The organism is Verrucomicrobiota bacterium (assembly GCA_038744685.1).
GTDB lineage: Bacteria > Verrucomicrobiota > Verrucomicrobiia > Opitutales > Puniceicoccaceae > Puniceicoccus.
Genome location: JBCDMB010000035.1, coordinates 1 through 16,737, shown reverse-complemented (window position 1 = coordinate 16,737; position 16,737 = coordinate 1). Strand labels below are relative to the sequence as shown.

The 16,737-nt window shown below is 52.1% G+C and carries 16 protein-coding genes; 7 read left to right on the top strand and 9 right to left on the bottom strand.

From position 1 onward, the window contains the following. Positions 1 to 36 precede the first annotated feature (36 nt). Genes AAGJ81_14465 through AAGJ81_14455 form a run of 3 tightly spaced genes read left to right on the top strand, consistent with a single transcriptional unit; the run spans position 37 to position 3,663 of the window. Complete coding sequence (locus AAGJ81_14465) at positions 37 to 2,445, top strand: HDIG domain-containing metalloprotein (GenBank protein MEM0967347.1); 2,409 nt, start codon at positions 37 to 39, stop codon at positions 2,443 to 2,445. After that, positions 2,411 to 2,872, top strand: coding sequence for an rRNA maturation RNase YbeY (ybeY, locus tag AAGJ81_14460; protein ID MEM0967346.1), 462 nt, complete (start codon positions 2,411 to 2,413; stop codon positions 2,870 to 2,872). The genes AAGJ81_14465 and ybeY overlap by 35 nt, the downstream gene beginning before the upstream one ends. Before the next feature lie 11 nt (positions 2,873 to 2,883). Then, positions 2,884 to 3,663, top strand: coding sequence for a DUF502 domain-containing protein (locus AAGJ81_14455; GenBank protein MEM0967345.1), 780 nt, complete (start codon positions 2,884 to 2,886; stop codon positions 3,661 to 3,663). A gap of 70 nt (positions 3,664 to 3,733) precedes the next feature. Here AAGJ81_14455 and AAGJ81_14450 read toward each other — a convergent pair whose 3' ends face one another. The 4 genes from AAGJ81_14450 to AAGJ81_14435 form a co-directional block, all read right to left on the bottom strand. Continuing rightward, positions 3,734 to 4,186 (bottom strand): hypothetical protein, encoded by a 453-nt coding sequence (locus tag AAGJ81_14450; protein MEM0967344.1) that lies wholly within the window; start codon positions 4,184 to 4,186, stop codon positions 3,734 to 3,736. Between the two features lie 236 nt (positions 4,187 to 4,422). Next, positions 4,423 to 5,460 carry a fatty acid desaturase gene (locus tag AAGJ81_14445; protein MEM0967343.1) on the bottom strand — a complete coding sequence of 346 codons (1,038 nt, stop codon included), beginning with the start codon at positions 5,458 to 5,460 and terminating at the stop codon, positions 4,423 to 4,425. A gap of 6 nt (positions 5,461 to 5,466) precedes the next feature. After that, positions 5,467 to 6,825, bottom strand: coding sequence for a DEAD/DEAH box helicase (locus AAGJ81_14440; protein MEM0967342.1), 1,359 nt, complete (start codon positions 6,823 to 6,825; stop codon positions 5,467 to 5,469). A 169-nt stretch (positions 6,826 to 6,994) separates the two neighbouring features. Beyond that, positions 6,995 to 7,684, bottom strand: coding sequence for a hypothetical protein (locus AAGJ81_14435; protein ID MEM0967341.1), 690 nt, complete (start codon positions 7,682 to 7,684; stop codon positions 6,995 to 6,997). Between the two features lie 108 nt (positions 7,685 to 7,792). Between AAGJ81_14435 and AAGJ81_14430 the strand changes: the two genes are divergently transcribed. The 3 genes from AAGJ81_14430 to AAGJ81_14420 all read left to right on the top strand — a co-directional run bounded on the left by AAGJ81_14430 (position 7,793) and on the right by AAGJ81_14420 (position 9,460). Beyond that, positions 7,793 to 8,329, top strand: a complete 537-nt coding sequence (locus AAGJ81_14430; GenBank protein ID MEM0967340.1) for an RNA polymerase sigma factor — start codon at positions 7,793 to 7,795, stop codon at positions 8,327 to 8,329. Next, positions 8,326 to 8,892: a hypothetical protein gene (locus AAGJ81_14425; GenBank protein MEM0967339.1), complete on the top strand. Its 567-nt coding sequence runs from the start codon at positions 8,326 to 8,328 to the stop codon at positions 8,890 to 8,892. The genes AAGJ81_14430 and AAGJ81_14425 overlap by 4 nt, the downstream gene beginning before the upstream one ends. A 148-nt stretch (positions 8,893 to 9,040) precedes the next feature. Beyond that, positions 9,041 to 9,460 carry a thioredoxin domain-containing protein gene (locus AAGJ81_14420; GenBank protein ID MEM0967338.1) on the top strand — a complete coding sequence of 140 codons (420 nt, stop codon included), beginning with the start codon at positions 9,041 to 9,043 and terminating at the stop codon, positions 9,458 to 9,460. Positions 9,461 to 9,489: 29 nt separating this feature from the next. Here AAGJ81_14420 and cysS read toward each other — a convergent pair whose 3' ends face one another. The 5 genes from cysS to AAGJ81_14395 form a co-directional block, all read right to left on the bottom strand. Beyond that, positions 9,490 to 10,929, bottom strand: coding sequence for a cysteine--tRNA ligase (gene cysS / locus AAGJ81_14415; protein ID MEM0967337.1), 1,440 nt, complete (start codon positions 10,927 to 10,929; stop codon positions 9,490 to 9,492). A 14-nt stretch (positions 10,930 to 10,943) separates the two neighbouring features. Continuing rightward, positions 10,944 to 11,426: a phosphoribosyl-AMP cyclohydrolase gene (gene hisI, locus AAGJ81_14410; GenBank protein MEM0967336.1), complete on the bottom strand. Its 483-nt coding sequence runs from the start codon at positions 11,424 to 11,426 to the stop codon at positions 10,944 to 10,946. Positions 11,427 to 11,848: 422 nt separating this feature from the next. Further along, positions 11,849 to 13,111: a DUF4272 domain-containing protein gene (locus tag AAGJ81_14405; GenBank protein ID MEM0967335.1), complete on the bottom strand. Its 1,263-nt coding sequence runs from the start codon at positions 13,109 to 13,111 to the stop codon at positions 11,849 to 11,851. A 311-nt stretch (positions 13,112 to 13,422) separates the two neighbouring features. Beyond that, entirely contained in the window at positions 13,423 to 13,932 is a 510-nt protein-coding gene (locus AAGJ81_14400; GenBank protein MEM0967334.1) for a hypothetical protein, read from the bottom strand. A 37-nt stretch (positions 13,933 to 13,969) separates the two neighbouring features. Further along, entirely contained in the window at positions 13,970 to 14,755 is a 786-nt protein-coding gene (locus AAGJ81_14395; protein MEM0967333.1) for a PhzF family phenazine biosynthesis protein, read from the bottom strand. A gap of 833 nt (positions 14,756 to 15,588) precedes the next feature. On the opposite strand from AAGJ81_14395, the gene AAGJ81_14390 reads away from it, so the two are divergent. Beyond that, complete coding sequence (locus AAGJ81_14390) at positions 15,589 to 16,452, top strand: SMP-30/gluconolactonase/LRE family protein (GenBank protein MEM0967332.1); 864 nt, start codon at positions 15,589 to 15,591, stop codon at positions 16,450 to 16,452. Positions 16,453 to 16,737 lie beyond the last annotated feature (285 nt).

Sequence of the window (16,737 nt, the reverse complement as noted above, 5' to 3'; positions counted from 1 at the left end):
CATCCAGATCTCCTTTAGATACAACAAAACCCTCCTATGGGAATTTTTGGTAAACTCAGAAAAGACCGGAACCCGTCTCCCCTCCAAAAGCGGAGAGGTCTGGGCGTCAACCAGTCGAGGTCGGTAACCTTACGTTCTGCTTTTTTTTGGTTTACCGGTTTTCTTGGATTCACCGCGCTCATCGTCCTCATCGCGTTTGCCGGACTCACCCAAAGTGATCCAAGAATTGCCCTCGACCAAATCGCGCAGGATCGAATTGTTGCCGATTTCTCGTTCGCCTACGAAAGCGATCTACTGACGGAGAGAAAGGTGGCTTCTGCCCGCGAACGGATCCCTCCTTTCTACGAAGTGGATATCGAACCTTTCGAAGAGTTTTCACGCACCTTGAACGCCCTCGAATTCGACTTTGCTGCCTTTGAAGAGAATTTGAGGGGCCTAGAGCCGGAAAACCGCGAAGAGGCGATCACTGCTTTTGTTGCAGAGTTTATACAGACTCGCGATATCGAGCTCCCAATTGTAGAGACCGTGGCGTTTCTGGATGAGACTTTTCCCTCTCAGCGCAACCGCCTTCTCCAGGAAGCAATTGACGATCTCGGAGCCATCTACCGGAACGGGATAATCGATGCAGACGATCCAAATTTTTCAGGCGTGGGTTCTTTCAACATCATCCCCCTTCAAACCGGGGAAGATGAAATCACAATGGTCGAAATCCAGCGGACTTACGATGCGAAGGTCTCGCTACGCAATGAGCTGGCCAACCTCGAAACCACCGAGAGTATTTTCAACGAGCTCTATGAGATCTTGACCACAGGAGTCACTCCCAACCTGAAGTTCAACGCGGAGAAAACGAGAGAGCGCCGAGACCAGGCGGCTCAGGGAGTTTCTCCAGTTTTTAGAGAAGTCATTGAGGGATCGACCATTATCGAGCCGGGTGTTCCCGTTACCGCGCTCGCTTACGAGAAACTCGTCAATTACCGCCAGGAAGAAGGTGCTCGTGCGTCCAACCAGTTCTTCTTCGATCCTACTTTTCAGCAGAGAACCCTTCTCGCTCTCATGATCCTCCTGGTCGCCGTCATGGTGGTCCAACTCGGATTCCCCCGGCTCGCGAACGATCCTCGAAGGCTCAGCACCATTGCCCTCCTCATCCTTGTCAATGTCTTGATCTGTCGGTTTGTCATTTATCTCGGCAATTCGGATTTTTTTGGGGGAGACCATCGAATCATCGGGGTGCTCCCCTACGCAGCACCCGTTCTCTTTGGACCGCTGACCGCAGGAATTCTACTCGGTCCCATGCTGGGAGCACTCACCGGGTTCGTAGTGTCCGGCGTATTCGCTGTCATGCTGGGCGAGGCAGCTTTCCTATTCCTTTCCAGCATCGTTTCTTGTCTGTTCGGGATTTTTCTTTGTCACAATATTCGCCTGCGAACCAATGTCGTGCGCGCCTGTTTCCTCGCTGGGGTTGCTCTTTCGGCATTTATTATTCTCTACGGCGCACTTCTTGGTTCCGACATATCGCAGATCGGTCGTCAAATTGCCGCGGCCCTCATTTCCGCCTCTGTCACCGGAGTCGTCATTCTCGGATTCCTCCCGCTCCTCGAGAAGCTCTTCAACTATACCACAGATATCACCCTTCTCGAATACACCGACTTCAACCACCCCCTGCTTCGCCGCATGCAGATCGAGGCGCCGGGCTCCTATCACCACAGTTTGATGGTGGCTAGCCTCTCCGAAAACGCTGCCGCGGAAATCGGTGCAAACCCGTTGGCCTGCCGGGCGTGCTCTCTCTTCCACGACATAGGTAAGATGGTGAAACCGGAGTACTTTACGGAAAATCAGCAAAATGGGCGGAACCTACTGATCGAGCAAAAGCCATCCATGAGCGCCGTAATCATCAAACGCCATGTCAAAGAGGGGGTCGAAATGGCCAAGAAACATAAACTCCCCAAGATCTTCATAGACATCATCAAACAGCATCACGGGACTAGCTTGATCCAATATTTTTACCAAGAAGCGATCAACCGGCGGGAAAAGAGCCAAATCCCGCTCTTCTCTGACATCAGCGCAGAGACCGTCGAAGAGAACACCTATCGATATGACGGTCCGAAACCCGATTTCGTCGAGAGTGCGATCATTCACTTTGCCGACTCGATCGAAGCAGCGAGCCGTTCTCTGAAGAAAGTCAACGCCCAAAGCATTGAGGAACTGCTCGATAATGTCTTCCAGAGCCGTATTGAAGACGGGCAACTTGACGAATGCCCACTCACTCTCCAACAGATCGCAGTGATCAAACAGAGTTTCACCCGCACTCTCTTGAACAGTCTTCACACCCGCATCGCCTATCCCTCAGCAAGTAAGGAAAAACCGGCAACCGAAACTGTCCCTCCTGTTCAGAACGAACGCACGCCCTCCAATGAGAAGGGAGATTCAGATAACCAGCAGGTGTGATTCTCTCACTTTCGATGAAATCGGAGTCGAGAGATGCTTGCGAATACTCGACGGTCTCGATGAGTTCCACATCCCTGATGGAGAGCTATCGGTGGTCTTTCTCTCGGACGATGAAATGGGAGAGCTACACGGCACCTTTCTCGGGGATCCATCCCCAACAGACGTGATCACATTCCCCGGAGATCCGGAGTTTGAGGAAGCAGGTGAAATCTGTGTCGGCGTGGAACGAGCCCGTGACGTCCACGAGGAAAACGCTTCTTCCCTCGCCGAGGAGATTATCCTCTATCTGGCACACGGCTGGCTTCACCTCGCCGGATATGACGACCAATCGGAAGAAGACCGGAAGGCGATGAGAAAAGCCGAAGCAGATGCCATGGATCACCTGCGCCCCGTCTTTTCGGATCTTGAGTTCGCTTTCCGCGGCTGAATCATAGCCCCATGTTACGGAATCTCCGCAACGCCTTTTTGACCGGCATCATCCTCTTGCTGCCGCTTGGGGTTACCTACATCGTCGTCAACTTTATCATCATCAGGATCGGAGTTCCCGCCAGCGAGGTCTTCTTCTGGTATGTCGACGAGAATCTACGTAGCTTCACTCTCCTCAACACGATCCTGAACGTAGTATCGCTCTTCGCCCTGATCGTTTTCATCATAGGGCTGGGCTTTTTCTCTCGCTACGTTTTTGGGAGACTGGTGATTACCTCAGTCGAGCGCCTTCTCGATCGGCTGCCGTTCATCAATACGGTGTATCGCACCGTCAAACAAATTGTCGACACGTTCAGCCAGCAGCAAAAAGCTGTTTTCCAGGAGGTAGTCCTCGTCGAATATCCACGGAAAGGATGTTGGGTCCTCGGTTTTCGCACCAGTGAAAGCAAAGGCGAAGTTCAGGCCAAGACAGGACATCATCTTTCCAATATCTTCGTTCCTACCACTCCGAACCCGACCAGCGGCTTCCTTCTCATGATTCCGACCAAGGAAATCATCCCCCTCGATATGGGCGTGGCCGAAGGAATGAAGGTGATCATTTCCGGAGGTGCAGTTACTCCAGATTATCTTCCCAAAAACAAAGTGGAGCGCGATCAAGCTGCTTCACCAAGCCCGCATTCAACTTCCGATCCGACTCTTCCCGAAGAAACTGACCAAGCGCTGCTCGAAGAGGCCGATGATCACCCAACCTCACCACCCGCGTCACAGGAAGAGGTAAAGAATTCCCTTTGAAATCGCTGAGACCTGTTTCACTTCACTTCCAGCCCAAAACCTGGGCAACAACTCTGCCTTTTTCTACACTTCAGCTGTTCATCAACGCTTGACCTGCTCTCGACGCGCCCTTGATCAATTTTTTTGATCCGCATCGAGGGCAACGGTCATTCGCCGAGCGCAACCGGCGCGCTGTTAAGACCGCGCCGGGTATGATCAGGACGTAGCCAAACACCTCCGAAAAGGAGACCTTGGGATGCTCTGGCTCATCAAAAGAGAATTTGCACTTTGCGCAGACCCATTTAGGGACGCCAAACTGATCCTCCTCGAGTGTCTCCTCCTGCCCCATCTTGATCCAGTGGGGTTCTTCAGTCTCTTCCGCATGGGAAGCGTGGATAATGTAGGCTTCATCGAGGCCCTCACCACGACGAAACGCCTCGTCGAGAGTGATCACCTCTTCCGAGACACTTCCATCTATTTCCAGCCACCATTCATCAGGCATATGGGTGCGAATAGCCCACATGCGTAACTCGCTTTTCTTCATTGCTTTTCCGGGTTTGGGGTATGGGGTTTGAACCGATCCAATTGGTTCCCCGAAACGAATTCAGCGACCTCAAAGACCTGCTCGCTTTGCTTTCCAGAAGGTTAACAGAGTTTTCGAGTAGATACTAGAAAAATCTACCCGCAAGGAATGGGTGCCGCTGCGCTCCTAATGCGACTCGGGACCGGGAATCGCTTCCAAGAGTAGATCCCCGCACCTACTTTCCAGGATTCCCGTCCTTATCCGCGATATCCAACCAACCTTGCCCTCTCAACACACCAGACCTTGAGTCGAAAACAACGGAAAATCTCGAGAGGCGAGAGACTGGTGGTTTTCGCCTTCCGCAATTCTGGAATTGCCTTGTACACTTCTGGAAGCCGGTAAAACGGGATGCGAGCATTGAGGTGGTGGATATGGTGATAGCCGATATTCGCAGTAAACCAGTGCAAAAACTTCGGCATTTTCATGTAACTCGATGATTCCAAAGCCGCTCCCTCGTAGGTCCAACCATCCTCATCCTTCAGGCTAACTCCTGGAAAGTTGTGTTGCGCGTAGAAAAGATAGGACCCGAAAGAGGCAGCCAGAGCAAAGGGAAGAAAAATCGAAAAGAAGATTCCACTCACCCCAAAAAAGAGTCCCGTCAGGGCAATGATAACGACGTGAACAAGGAGGGAAATCGCTGCATCATAGTGTCTTCTGGGATTAGAGACCAGCGGTTCAATACACATCGCGTAGAGAAAGGAGGTAAGGTAACCACAGAGGATGGTGAGCGGATGACGGCTGATCCGATAAACAACTTTTTCCTTCCAAGAGGACGCGGCGTAGCGCTCAGCAGTCATGGTCGGGAAGGAACCGAAATCGTTTCCGTGTAGCTTCGAGTTGTGCGCGTGATGCTCATCATGTGAGTGCTTCCAGACACTACTGGGTGCCAGCGCAAGAATTCCCACTGCAGACATCAACCGATCCGCCACCTTCGATTTGGAGAGAATCGCCCTGTGTTGGTGGTCGTGATAGATTACAAAAACCCGCACAATCAACAGTCCTGCAAGAACACTGCAGACCAATCGAAAGGGCCACCCCCAAAACGGAAAGGTCCCGATCACGGCAAGGACCAGATAAACCAGAGACGACAGGGTTACCCACCAACTCTTCTTTCGGCTCTCCCGCGCAAAGGGCGCTGTGACCCGGCTGATCTTTCGTCCGCTCTGTTTCTTAGTCGCAGAATCGGCCAGTGCAGCGGCCAACTCAGGTTCATTTTCATTCACAACATGTTCCATAGGGATTTATCTTTTATCTCTCTTTCTTGTTCTTAAATTTCTGGGGGTGGGCCCTCGCCCAGCTCCCGGTTTAGAATGGGGTTTCGAGGCCACTCTTCGCGTAGTGCCTTTCCGCTGACTCCTAGGCCCAGATTTCTCTGACCACCGTCTCGTCTTTTCCGACTGAGTCCTGCGCTCTTTGGACTGGGTCCGACGAGAGAGTCCAGGGTCATGGAAAGGATGTTCACGATCCAATTGAATCCGCGTTCCAATCCGACGTTCGATTTGCTGGAGGTCCTTCAACGTATCGCCATCACAGAAACTCACTGCACGGCCCGAGGCCTCTGCCCGCGCGGTTCGTCCCACACGGTGAACGTAGGTGTCCGCATCCGAGGGCAAATCGAAATTTATGACCATTGCAACAGCTGTAACATCAATTCCCCGTGCTGCAACGTCCGTTGCGACTAAAACCGGGACTGCACCACTCCGAAAACGCTCCAGAGCCTTCTGTCTCGCCGCCTGAGTGCGGTTTCCATGGATCGCATCACTCTCTATTCCAGCAATGGAAAGCCGTTTCGCAAGCCGGGCAGCACCGTGCTTTGTCCTGCTGAACACCAATGTCCGCCCCTGCCGAGCCTCACCGTACTTGTCCGTAAGTAAAAACTCCAAGAGCGGGGCCTTATTCTCAGGGCGCACGTGGCAAACCGTTTGGACAATCCGCTCTACAACCGGTTTGCCAGGATCGATTCTTACCTGAACGGGCTTCGTCACAAAACTCTCCGCCACTCTCCGCACCGGACCATCCAGCGTTGCGGTGAATAAGGCTGTTTGACGATTTTCCGGCAATTCTCCGGCGATTCGTTTCACATCGTGAACGAAACCCATGTCCAACATACGGTCCACCTCGTCGAGCACCAAAAACTCAACCCGCTCCAGCGACACATGCCCCTGGTCCATCAGGTCCAGCAAACGTCCAGGTGTCGCGACCAAAATGTCGACGCCGCGCCGCATCTTTTTGACTTGAGGCACTTGGCTGACTCCTCCGTAGACTAAGCAGACCTTGGTTCGAAGATGCCTCCCATAGCGGGAGAAACTATCTCCCACCTGCACCGCCAATTCGCGGGTCGGAGTAAGAACAAGAGCCCGGGCACAATTGGCTACCGGGTGATCTGGATGCATCGCCAAATGATGGAGAATAGGCAGGGCAAACGCGGCAGTCTTTCCAGTTCCCGTCTGTGCGCAGCCCACAACATCCTTCCCATCAAGGAGCGGAGGAATCGACCGAGCCTGCACAGGTGACGGTGTGGAATAATGGAGGTCTTCCAAAGCTCGGTGAAGCTCCGGCACCAAAGGTAGTTGCTCAAAGGACTCGATAGTCGCAGTCATAAAATTCAAAGGATCTATTTAGTGGTGGAGGACTATCTCCGTGTAGTCCGCCCGTCTTTTCTGCCGAACGCGAAAATGCTGCTGAAGGCCCAACGCGTCTGCCGTAGCTCCTGCTTCGGGCCGGAAAACCATTCCATATTTTTTGACACCATCTCCACGCTTCCTCCGGTCAAGCGACACTATTTTCCGATTGTTGAGAGGAACGTTTCAAGTAGCTGGACCCGGACCCACTCAACCAAACCGATACGATAAAGAAAAATGGTGACATTGCCTCGATTCCTTCTTCCAACGCTCCCAAATGCAAAACCGCAGCCTCTCCCAGCTGAATCGAGAAGAGGTTATCTAGCTCACGGGGTAGCCCGTCCAATATCTTGCCAAAAACGAGGCTAAACCCCGTAAGAAACAGCCAAAAACCGGTCCTCGTTTGCCAACCCTTGGAAAAGAATAGAAACCGGATACTTGTCCAAACCGCGTAAACAAGGCCGACAATCAAAATCAAAACGACCACTCCAGCCAACATTCGCTCCACTAGAGGAATCGCGGCATTCTCGTAATAGTTGATCTTGAGCACTCCATCCGAAGTGAATTTCTTCTGCCAATCAGCCTCCCGCGCTGCAAACGCCAGCACCAAGATCATGAAGGCAATCGCCCTTCCACCAATGGGACGGATCCGAAAGAGGATGACCCCCGCCGACAGGATCCAACCCCAAAAAGAAGCCGTCTCGAAAAAGCCTCCTTCTGAAAACGCAAGCTCGTATTGCGCAGCGGACAAGAAGACCGGCGCTACAATCAAAAAAAGAAGGACGAGACCCACTACCCCGAAAAGCAACCGGTCACTCGCATGCAGACGAGACAACATCCGTCTAACCCTTTCAGAATTCTCGAAGCGCGTAAACCGGTAATCCACTGCAATCAATTCGACGCGCAGACCGTTGTACGGTACAAAGCAGACTAGCGTATCAAGGAGGTGAATTGGCGTAAGCAGAATGAACGCGAATTGCGTGACCGTATCCAAGCGGGCTTCCGCTACGCCTACTCACTCACCGAACATCAGCAGGATGCCGAGGATCTGGTTCAACAAGCGTGGATGAAATGTCAGAAACGGTATGGAAAGGTTAGGAACAATGCGGTCTTCTTTACCGCCATCCGCAATCAGTTCTACGACCACTTACGGAGGAAAAAAATTGTCTCCTTTGCATCGGTCTCTGCTAGCGATGAGGAAGCCCTTATCGATACTGGTCAACCTGTCGCTGGTTCCTCCGACGATATTGAAACGATTCTCTCTCAACTTCGGGTGGAGGAGCGCGAAGTGATCTTTCTCCACATCGTCGAGGGAAGAACCGCCCGCGAGATCGCTTCCATTACAGGATCTCCACGGAACACCGTCCTCAGCCAAATTCATCGCGCCAGGAAGAAGCTCGCCGACCAATGGCGTGAGACGCGTGACGTGAAAGAGTCCATCGGTGACACTTCTCCATCCCGCACACGAAACGAAAGCCTATGACCGAACTTGAAGATAGAATCCGGGCACACTACCTCTCGAAAAGACTTCCCGAAGATCGCCTCAATGCGATCTCCGAAGCTGGAATCATTGCGCGCTATGAACCACCTTCGAAGAGAATCCTTATTCTCACTGCCGCTTGCTGGGCAATAGCCGGAGTTTTCTTTCTCCTCTCCCACTTTTTGTCCTCTCCCACGAACCATTCCGTCTCTCATGAATTGGCTCTTCAGGTCTGGAAGAACCATGAAAAAGACCTGGCTCCCGAGATCGTTTCAGACTCGCTGGTAACCATTCAGGGGACTCTCGACCGTGTGTCAGCCTCCCTCACGCCGACTTTTCCCGATACTCTCCAAGGACTCACAGTAGAAGGTGGCCGCTACTGCTCTCTACTCGATGAGTTAGCCGCCCAGATCAACCTTCGCTCTGAAAAAGGAGTCCGTTGCACCCTTTATGTGGCTCCCGTTTCAGAATCTCTTGCCTCCGTCGAGCCGGGTCTCTTTGAGCTGGAAGACGGGACTGTTCAAATCTGGTTGGATGACGGCCGGGTGTTTGCGATGGCACAATGAGTGAAGGCACCGGTTCTCCAAACGGATGACTTTGTGAGAGCTGACTCCGATTCTTCAAGATCTCTGCAATCAAAATACCCTTTCGAATCGTCTCTTTCTTGAACCGGCTGAAACTCTTTCGTCGCTTCATTCAAGAAAACTCAGACCAATGAAAAAAAATCACTGTTTCCGCACTCTCTTAGTCACCGCCCTTCTTCTTCCGATATTCGGCTCGCAGTCAGTCTTCGCTGCTGAGACCCGCAAGCCGGCTGCAATTGGTGCCCTCTTTTACGCAGAATCCTGCGGCTCCTGCAAGGTACTCGACCCGAAAATCGTTTCCGCGAAGGAGGCAATGGCCGAAGCCCCCGTGCTATTCGTCACCTTCGACCACAGCACCGAGGCGACCCAAAACCAAGCGGCCCTTCTTGCCGACCAGCTCGGACTCAAGGAAGTCTATGAAAGCCAGAAGAAAGCCAGTGGCTTTTTTCTCCTGATTGATCCCGAATCCGGTGAAATCCTCAAAACCATCACCAAATCGGCTACCGTTGAAGAGATCAAAAGCGACCTACAGGGAGCGATCCAAAGCTAATACACAGATCTCGGGACAAAAGCCTGCAACTAGCTCCCGCTCACCGGAGTCAGCTCGTAGCCTTCTTTCGCATCTTTGATCTGCCAGCCCTTGGACAGAAGCTCATCCCGCAACGAATCCGAACGGCCCCAGTCTTTTTCGTTTCTGGCCTCCAAACGTTCGTTTGCCAGATCCGTGATTTCTTCAGGAATGTCAAACTCGACTTCATGCGGCAAAAAGAGACCCATTGCGTTTAGAAGGAAAGCGATTCCATTCAGCCATTGCTCTGCTGTTGGCACATCGATCCCTGGCTCTTTCAACGCTGCCTCGACCGTGCGAAGTGATCCAAAGAACCGTCCCAGCGACTCTGCCGTATTCAGATCGTCAAGCAGTGCCTCCCACGCTGGTTGAAAGATGCCCAACGACCCAGAGCCCAGCCTGCGACTGGCTTCATAGTCCGGAAGTGCATCCAGTCCAGTCGCCTTGAGCAGTTCCTCTACCACTACTTTTACGCGGTTCAGAGACTTCCTGGCACCGTTCAGACTATCGAAGGTGAAATTCAGGGTTTTGCGATAATGACCGGAGGCGAGAACGAAGCGCACTTCGGCAGCCTGAAATCCTTTTTCCGCCAAATCATCCAGCGTGTAGAGGTTTCCGAGACTCTTGGACATCTTCTCTCCGTTGACCATGAGATGGGCCACATGAAACCAATGGCGCACGAACTTCTTGCCCGTTGCCCCTTCGCTCTGGGCGATCTCATTCTCATGATGAGGAAAGATCAGATCGACTCCTCCCGAATGGAGATCAAACGACTCGCCCAACAGCTCCATGCTCATTGCACTACATTCGATGTGCCAGCCGGGTCGACCGGGACCCCAAAGACTCTCCCACTGGTTGGGTCCATCCTCTTCTTTCCACGCCTTCCACAGCGCAAAGTCAGCCCAATCGTCCTTGGCATATTCATCACTGGCCTGCATCCGCCCATCCGCGTTTTTCACGGCCTTCGCTTTATCCAACCCTGAAAGCCGACCGTAAGGTTCAAAACTCGAGACACGGTAATAGACCGAGCCATCCTCCGCCTGATACGCGTGCCCGGCCTCAATCAGCCGCTGGATCAAATCGATCTGCTGCTGGATGTGTGCCACCGCCGATGGCGCGTGATGAGGAGGGAGAATTCCCAGCCTAGAGCAATCCGCCTCAAAACGCTCCCGCCAACGGTCCGTAAAACCGGTCAGCGATTCATTGAGTGCACGCGACTCGCGGATCGTTTTGTCGTCAACATCCGTAATGTTCCGCACATGAACGGTATCCAGGCCGGAAAGCTCGACCACGCGACGGAAAACATCCTGGAGGACAAACGTCCGAAAGTTTCCGATATGGGCAGGACCATAAACGGTCGGGCCACAGCAGTAGAAGCGCAGGCTCTTTGCGTCTGAGGCGAATACCCGCTCTTTCTCACTGGTCAGCGTGTTGCTGAGAACGAAGTCCATTGGATGAAACTCGACTACAGCTGGGTTGGGTTGGGAATGTCCCCGTAAACCGCAGTAGGGTCGAAGGCCTTCTCGTCTTCCACGAAACGCAGATCCGCCGAGGCGCCTTCCTCCGGCTTCACCGGAACTTCACGGTAAAAGCAGCTGCGATAACCAACGTGGCAAGACGCTTCATTCCCGCCGATCGATGGCTCGGTCAGCGTCACTTCGATGATCACGCAATCCTGATCGTCGTCGATCAACATCCGCTCGATCTTCTGGAACATTCCCGAGGTTTCCCCCTTCTTCCAAAGCTTCTTACGCGAGCGGGACCAGTAGTGAGCAAAACCTGTCTCAATCGTAAGCTTGAGGGCCTCATCATTCATAAAAGCAAACATCAGCACCTCACGAGTCTCCGCATGCATAGTGATGCAGGGAATGACGCCCTTGTCGTCAAACTTTGGCGCCAGCTGCACGCCCTCTTCCACCTGCTCAACTGATTGTCTTTCGTGAAACATAACGGCCTAAATTAACAGATTCAGAGAGAATGGAAAGAAAAGGATGTGGTTTTCAGCGGGGCTCTTATGAAAGGAACAAACCCCAACAAGAGCCGTCCGTTCACACAAAGACTCGGAGTCCTCAAGAGTTCTCTACTCATACCCACTCCCACCTCTGGGGCTCCGTGTCTTGAATCCCGCGAACGGGGGATGGGCGTGAGCTAAAACCGTCAAACCCGGGTGGCCAAATCCTAAGACCCATCCGGGCACTTATCGTAGCATCCGCCGCGCAGGCGGATGACCTTGGACGTATCAGCGCCCGTCAACTTTCCCGAGTCGTCGGTCTGGGTGACCGATGTTGCTAGGGCTTTTCCAAGAGATCATCTCAAATACGCTCCTTACGTAGAGAATCGCTAGATTAGAATACCCCGAGAAGAATTGATCTAAGTGCTTAAGTCAGTCTCCTCCCAATCGACTCCTGGTGAAAGAACCCATGTTAAAGAATGGCGTTTCTCATGAATAACTCCGCCGTCAGCTACGGGATGAAATCCCTCCGGAACACTATCAGCATTTCCCAGCTGCGCGGACCGAACCGCATTGTGAGCGCAATAAAACAAGTCCTCCATTTGCGCTACTTCGTTCAATGAACGGAGTTCGATCCTTTCATTCAGGGCCTCTCTGCCTTTCCACGCTGGTGCGATAAACTCCCATAGAGAAAAGAAAACCTCCTCTCCAATTTGGCCCTGATCCACATCGGTTGCTTCATCAAACCCCAAAACCCATGCCAACGCCCACATATTCTCCATCTTCCAGCAAATCGTGTCGCCGAATTGGATTTGTGCAACATCTCGATCAACTCCCATGATCTCCTTCTCGGCCTCGGTCATAGACTCTTCAAGGCTGTAGTATTCGACCAACCCTTTGAGACCATCTGTAGGAAACGTCTCATCATCCATACTAACCCAGCTCACCACTACGTAATTACAAAGAAGACGGGATAGAATCTCTTCTTCTGATCGCAGCTCGTGTCCAATTCCTGCTCTCTCACCAAAGGTGGGCAACCAATCAGCAAAAGAAAAGTCATCCGCCGACAGGATAGAGCTCGAGGTCGACCTAAATCTATCACCAACGAGATCAGGGGAATCCGACTCCAGAACTGTCGGATCACCTCCCAGTTCCTCAATCGAAAAGGTGCCAATCGGTTCCATAAATATTACACCTGCATCAATCTCATCACTTATCGGTCGCATTCGCATTAACGAGCCTTCCTCGACCTCTCGAAACAAGAGATCCTCGCCGTCTCTCTGATCGAAAACATATTCGAGAGGCTCCTCCAGGTCCTGTTCAACCAATGCCTTAAAGTCTTTCAAGCCGAATTCAGGAATAGCGGACGAGAAGTAGTCGATCTTATATTCTTCCACGGTTATAGACAGCTTTTTTCCGTCATAGTTCCAAATCCCCTTATCTGGACCACTACTCGTCAAAATACGTAGATCATTTTCAACCAGCGACAGAAACATTGAACCCTCGCAGTAGTAACCACCATCATCGAACAAGACCCAACGTTCATTCACTTTTCCAATTACTCCGTGATCAATCGTATCTTCGTGAATCAGCTGCCACTCTCCAACGAGATCGGCTCTCTCGATCCCTAAAACCTGAATAAGCGGACAATAAAGCAGCAGCGCTAAACCTAAGCCCTTCATACACAAAGTCGTATTGTATCTCTCAAACCTCCTCAACCATGAAATCGGGCGATATCACCTCGGAGGCTAGTTTTCCGCCTTCTAGAAATTGCTCTCGTGATTCCTCTACATCTTCTGTCCGTGACGGAACAACGAAAGTAGTTTCGATAATGTGCTTCGGATTCACCCATAAGAAACCGACCGAAATAGAAAAGTGAGCAATAAGGAACAGGATGGTCGTTAAGTTCATTTGAACTTCATTCTACTCCCACGCACTTCTTCTCTAGGCTTCGACAAGACCTACTACGGTTTTACAAACAATAGTCTACCATTCAATAATTCTCATCAATGTAAGGCTCCAGTCCGACCGAAAGACGGAGCTCATCGATTTTTCTCATTGAATCAACCTCTAGTTCCTCACTTTTCAGGGGAACCACTGCCTCCATTAATCTCACTTGCTGCTTCGCAGTCTCCAGATTCTCAGACTCGCGAAACATCAAGTAGATAGCTTCAAGAATTTCTCTTCTTTCTCTTGAAAGCCATCCATATCCAAAGGTTTTGTGAACTCCACCTAATAGCGTCCTTGTGTAGTGAGCTCTCCTATCTACAGGAGCCACTGAATCGAGAGGCCTGTCGAAAATTGAGAGAAACTCTTGGTCGTAGGGGAAGCTCTCGTTTAACTTCTTCCGGAAAAAAGCAATACCACCAACGCTGTATCTCTTAAATTTTTCGTACCCAAGACGCTCAGGGTAGACTCGCTGGAAGTAATCGACTCTAAAAGTAAGCGCTCCGAGGAAAACGACGCCAAATCCCAAGGCTATCCATACCGCTTTCTTCTTCACACTTGGTTGTATGTAGTTCGTCTTCAAATTCTCAAAATCACCCGTAAACCTCGATCATCCCCTCTAAATAAGCCACCGCATTACCCGAAAGAAAAACCCGATCGCCCTCCACCCGACAAAGCACCTCACCCGTCCGCTTCGACAACTGTCGTGCTTTCATCGAATCCTTCTCTAATCGATCGGCCCAATACGGCGCGAGGGTGCAATGGGCGGAGCCGGTTACCGGGTCTTCATCGACTCCCAGCTTCGGAGCGAAGAACCGACTCACGAAGTCCACCTCGGTTCCCGGAGCGGTAGCAATCACCCCCCTTAAATCGAGAGTTGAAAGCAATCGAAAATCCGGATCCAACCCAGCGATTTCCTCTTCACTCTCAAAAGTTACCAAGTAATCCATCGCCCTATAGAAAGATGACGGCTGAGCCCCCAGCGCCTCGGCGATTCCCTCTGGCATCGCGCACGGTTCAGCCACCTGCGCCGGAAAATTAAGCGTCAGAAGATCCCCCTCCTTCGTGACGTGCAGCGGTCCACTCCTCGATTGAAAAGTCACTCGGGGCTCCGACAGCTCGTTCGATGCGAAGAGAACATGAGCGGCCGCAAGCGTCGCGTGCCCGCAAAGATCCACTTCCGCAACCGGGGTGAACCACCGAATCTCGTAGGAATCCCCCTTTTTCAAGTAAAAGGACGTCTCCGCCAAATTGTTCTCCTCCGCAATGGCCTGAAGCACCTCGTCGGCTAACCAGTCCTCCAGCGGGCACACCGCAGCCGGATTCCCTCGAAAGGGAACATCGGTAAAGGCATCAATTTGGTAGATGGGGAGTTTCATGGGCGGCTAAATGATGGATCCGTTAGCGTTCTAAAACAACAGAGGCTTACCGGTAGGATGTTACGAACTCCCTAGTTTAGTTTCATCAATTGTGTACACCATCTCAATGTCATCAGAATTCCCGAAAACTCCGTCCGCTCCAGCCGAACGAAAGACAACCCCCTATTGCATCAGCTCAATCTGAATAGGGACGCCAAAGGCATCTAAGATCTGGCCCTCGTCATCTCTGGACCCTTCCGAAAACGAATAGAATCGGATTCTCTTCGAATTGTCCCCTGTGATCAGTTCAGCAAATTCAGAGGTGTCCTGAAAGTTTGGAGGGGTTCCGTATTCTTGGACATAGGATGCACAAGCCGCGATAAACTGGCTGAATTCGGCTTTGGTCTTAGAGGACTTCGCTTGATTTTCGAGGTTAAAGCAAGAGCATAGGAAAAGAAATGCCCAAGGCATCAATGCCTGTCTTACGCCTAAGGCTCTCGACCGGACATGCGATTGTCTAGGCAGGCGCATTGGCTTTCTTGATGTGAAACTAAATTCTCACCCTTTCCCACCAAATAGGAATCATTATTACGTCGCTGCTTAAAGAGAACATACTTGGGATTCAATATCGGAATCGAAATCGGGTCTCGAGTACTTTCGATAGCAATACCGATTTCGATTTCGATTTTTGCGATCATGCTTTGTGTGAGGCGCCGTTTGATAATCGGAAACCTCCTTGGACGGGTCGGAGCCCGTCCCTCCCCGTTCATACTCTTGTCTTTTAAACGTGATCACCCGGGCTATGGAAACACCCACGCTTGCCATCTCCGTCCACCTTTCGAAAACTCCCACTCATGAAGAAACCCGAAGCAATTGGTAGTCGCGTCTCTCGTTGGGGCGAGGGGCCGGTTTGGTGGGAGGATTCGCTCCTCTACGTGGATATCGAAAGCCACGAGGTTGTCCTTCTCGATCCCGCGAGCGGAACTGAACGCTCTTGCCCTGTCGGAGAACGGGTAGGGTTTGCCATTCCCTGCGAATCCGGGCGACTGATTTGTGGCGGGGACAACGGGCTCTTCTATCTGGACTTCGATTCGGGTACGAAAACATTGATCATCGATCCGGAACCCAACCTTCCCAACAATCGCTTCAACGATGCCAAAGTCTCCCCCGACGGTCGGCTCTTCGCAGGCACAATCGCCTTGGACAAGACAAAAGGCGCAGCCCGACTCTACCGTCTCGACCCCGATCAGAAGCTAACCGAGGCCTACGGGCCAGTCACCAACTCCAACGGAACTGCATGGACGGCAGACGGGAGCACGGTCTACTACATCGACACCCCTTCAAAAGAGGTAAAGGCCTTTGACTACGACCATGGGACCGGAGAGCTCAGCCGTGTTCGGGTCGTCATCGATACCAAAGACGAGCCCAGCAGTCCGGATGGGATGACGATCGACTCCGAAGGCATGCTTTGGATTGCCTTTTGCCACGGTGCCCGGGTCACCCGTTTCGATCCGGCCACCGGGAGGGAAATCGCCCGGATCGAAGTCCCGGCCTACGAAACGACTTCCTGCACCTTTGGCGGACCCACCGGCCACGATCTCTACATCACCACAGGAATCAAAGCAGATCGCGAAGGCGACCAAGGCGGAAAGATCTTTGTCGTGCGGGACCTCCCTGTCGGCGGTGCTGCAGTGGTGCCGTTTAAGGATAAGGGGTAGGTAGTAATCCTACTCGTTCTCGCAATCGGAAAGGCTTAGTGGACCCCATCAACGTGGAATAGAAGGTAGATGACATGGGGGTTTATCAGGAGCGTGAGAGCGCTAGACTGATAAACCTATGCAAAGACCCACATCATCTACACCAGACAATAAGAACGCACTGCCCTCAGTGATCAAGCTCGCTATCGACGTGCATGCGTCGAGTTACGTGGTGGTCATGAAAGTCGACTCGAGTGCCCCGACCCGGGCGAAGAAACTGACTGCGCAAAAGTTCCTGAGCTGGGT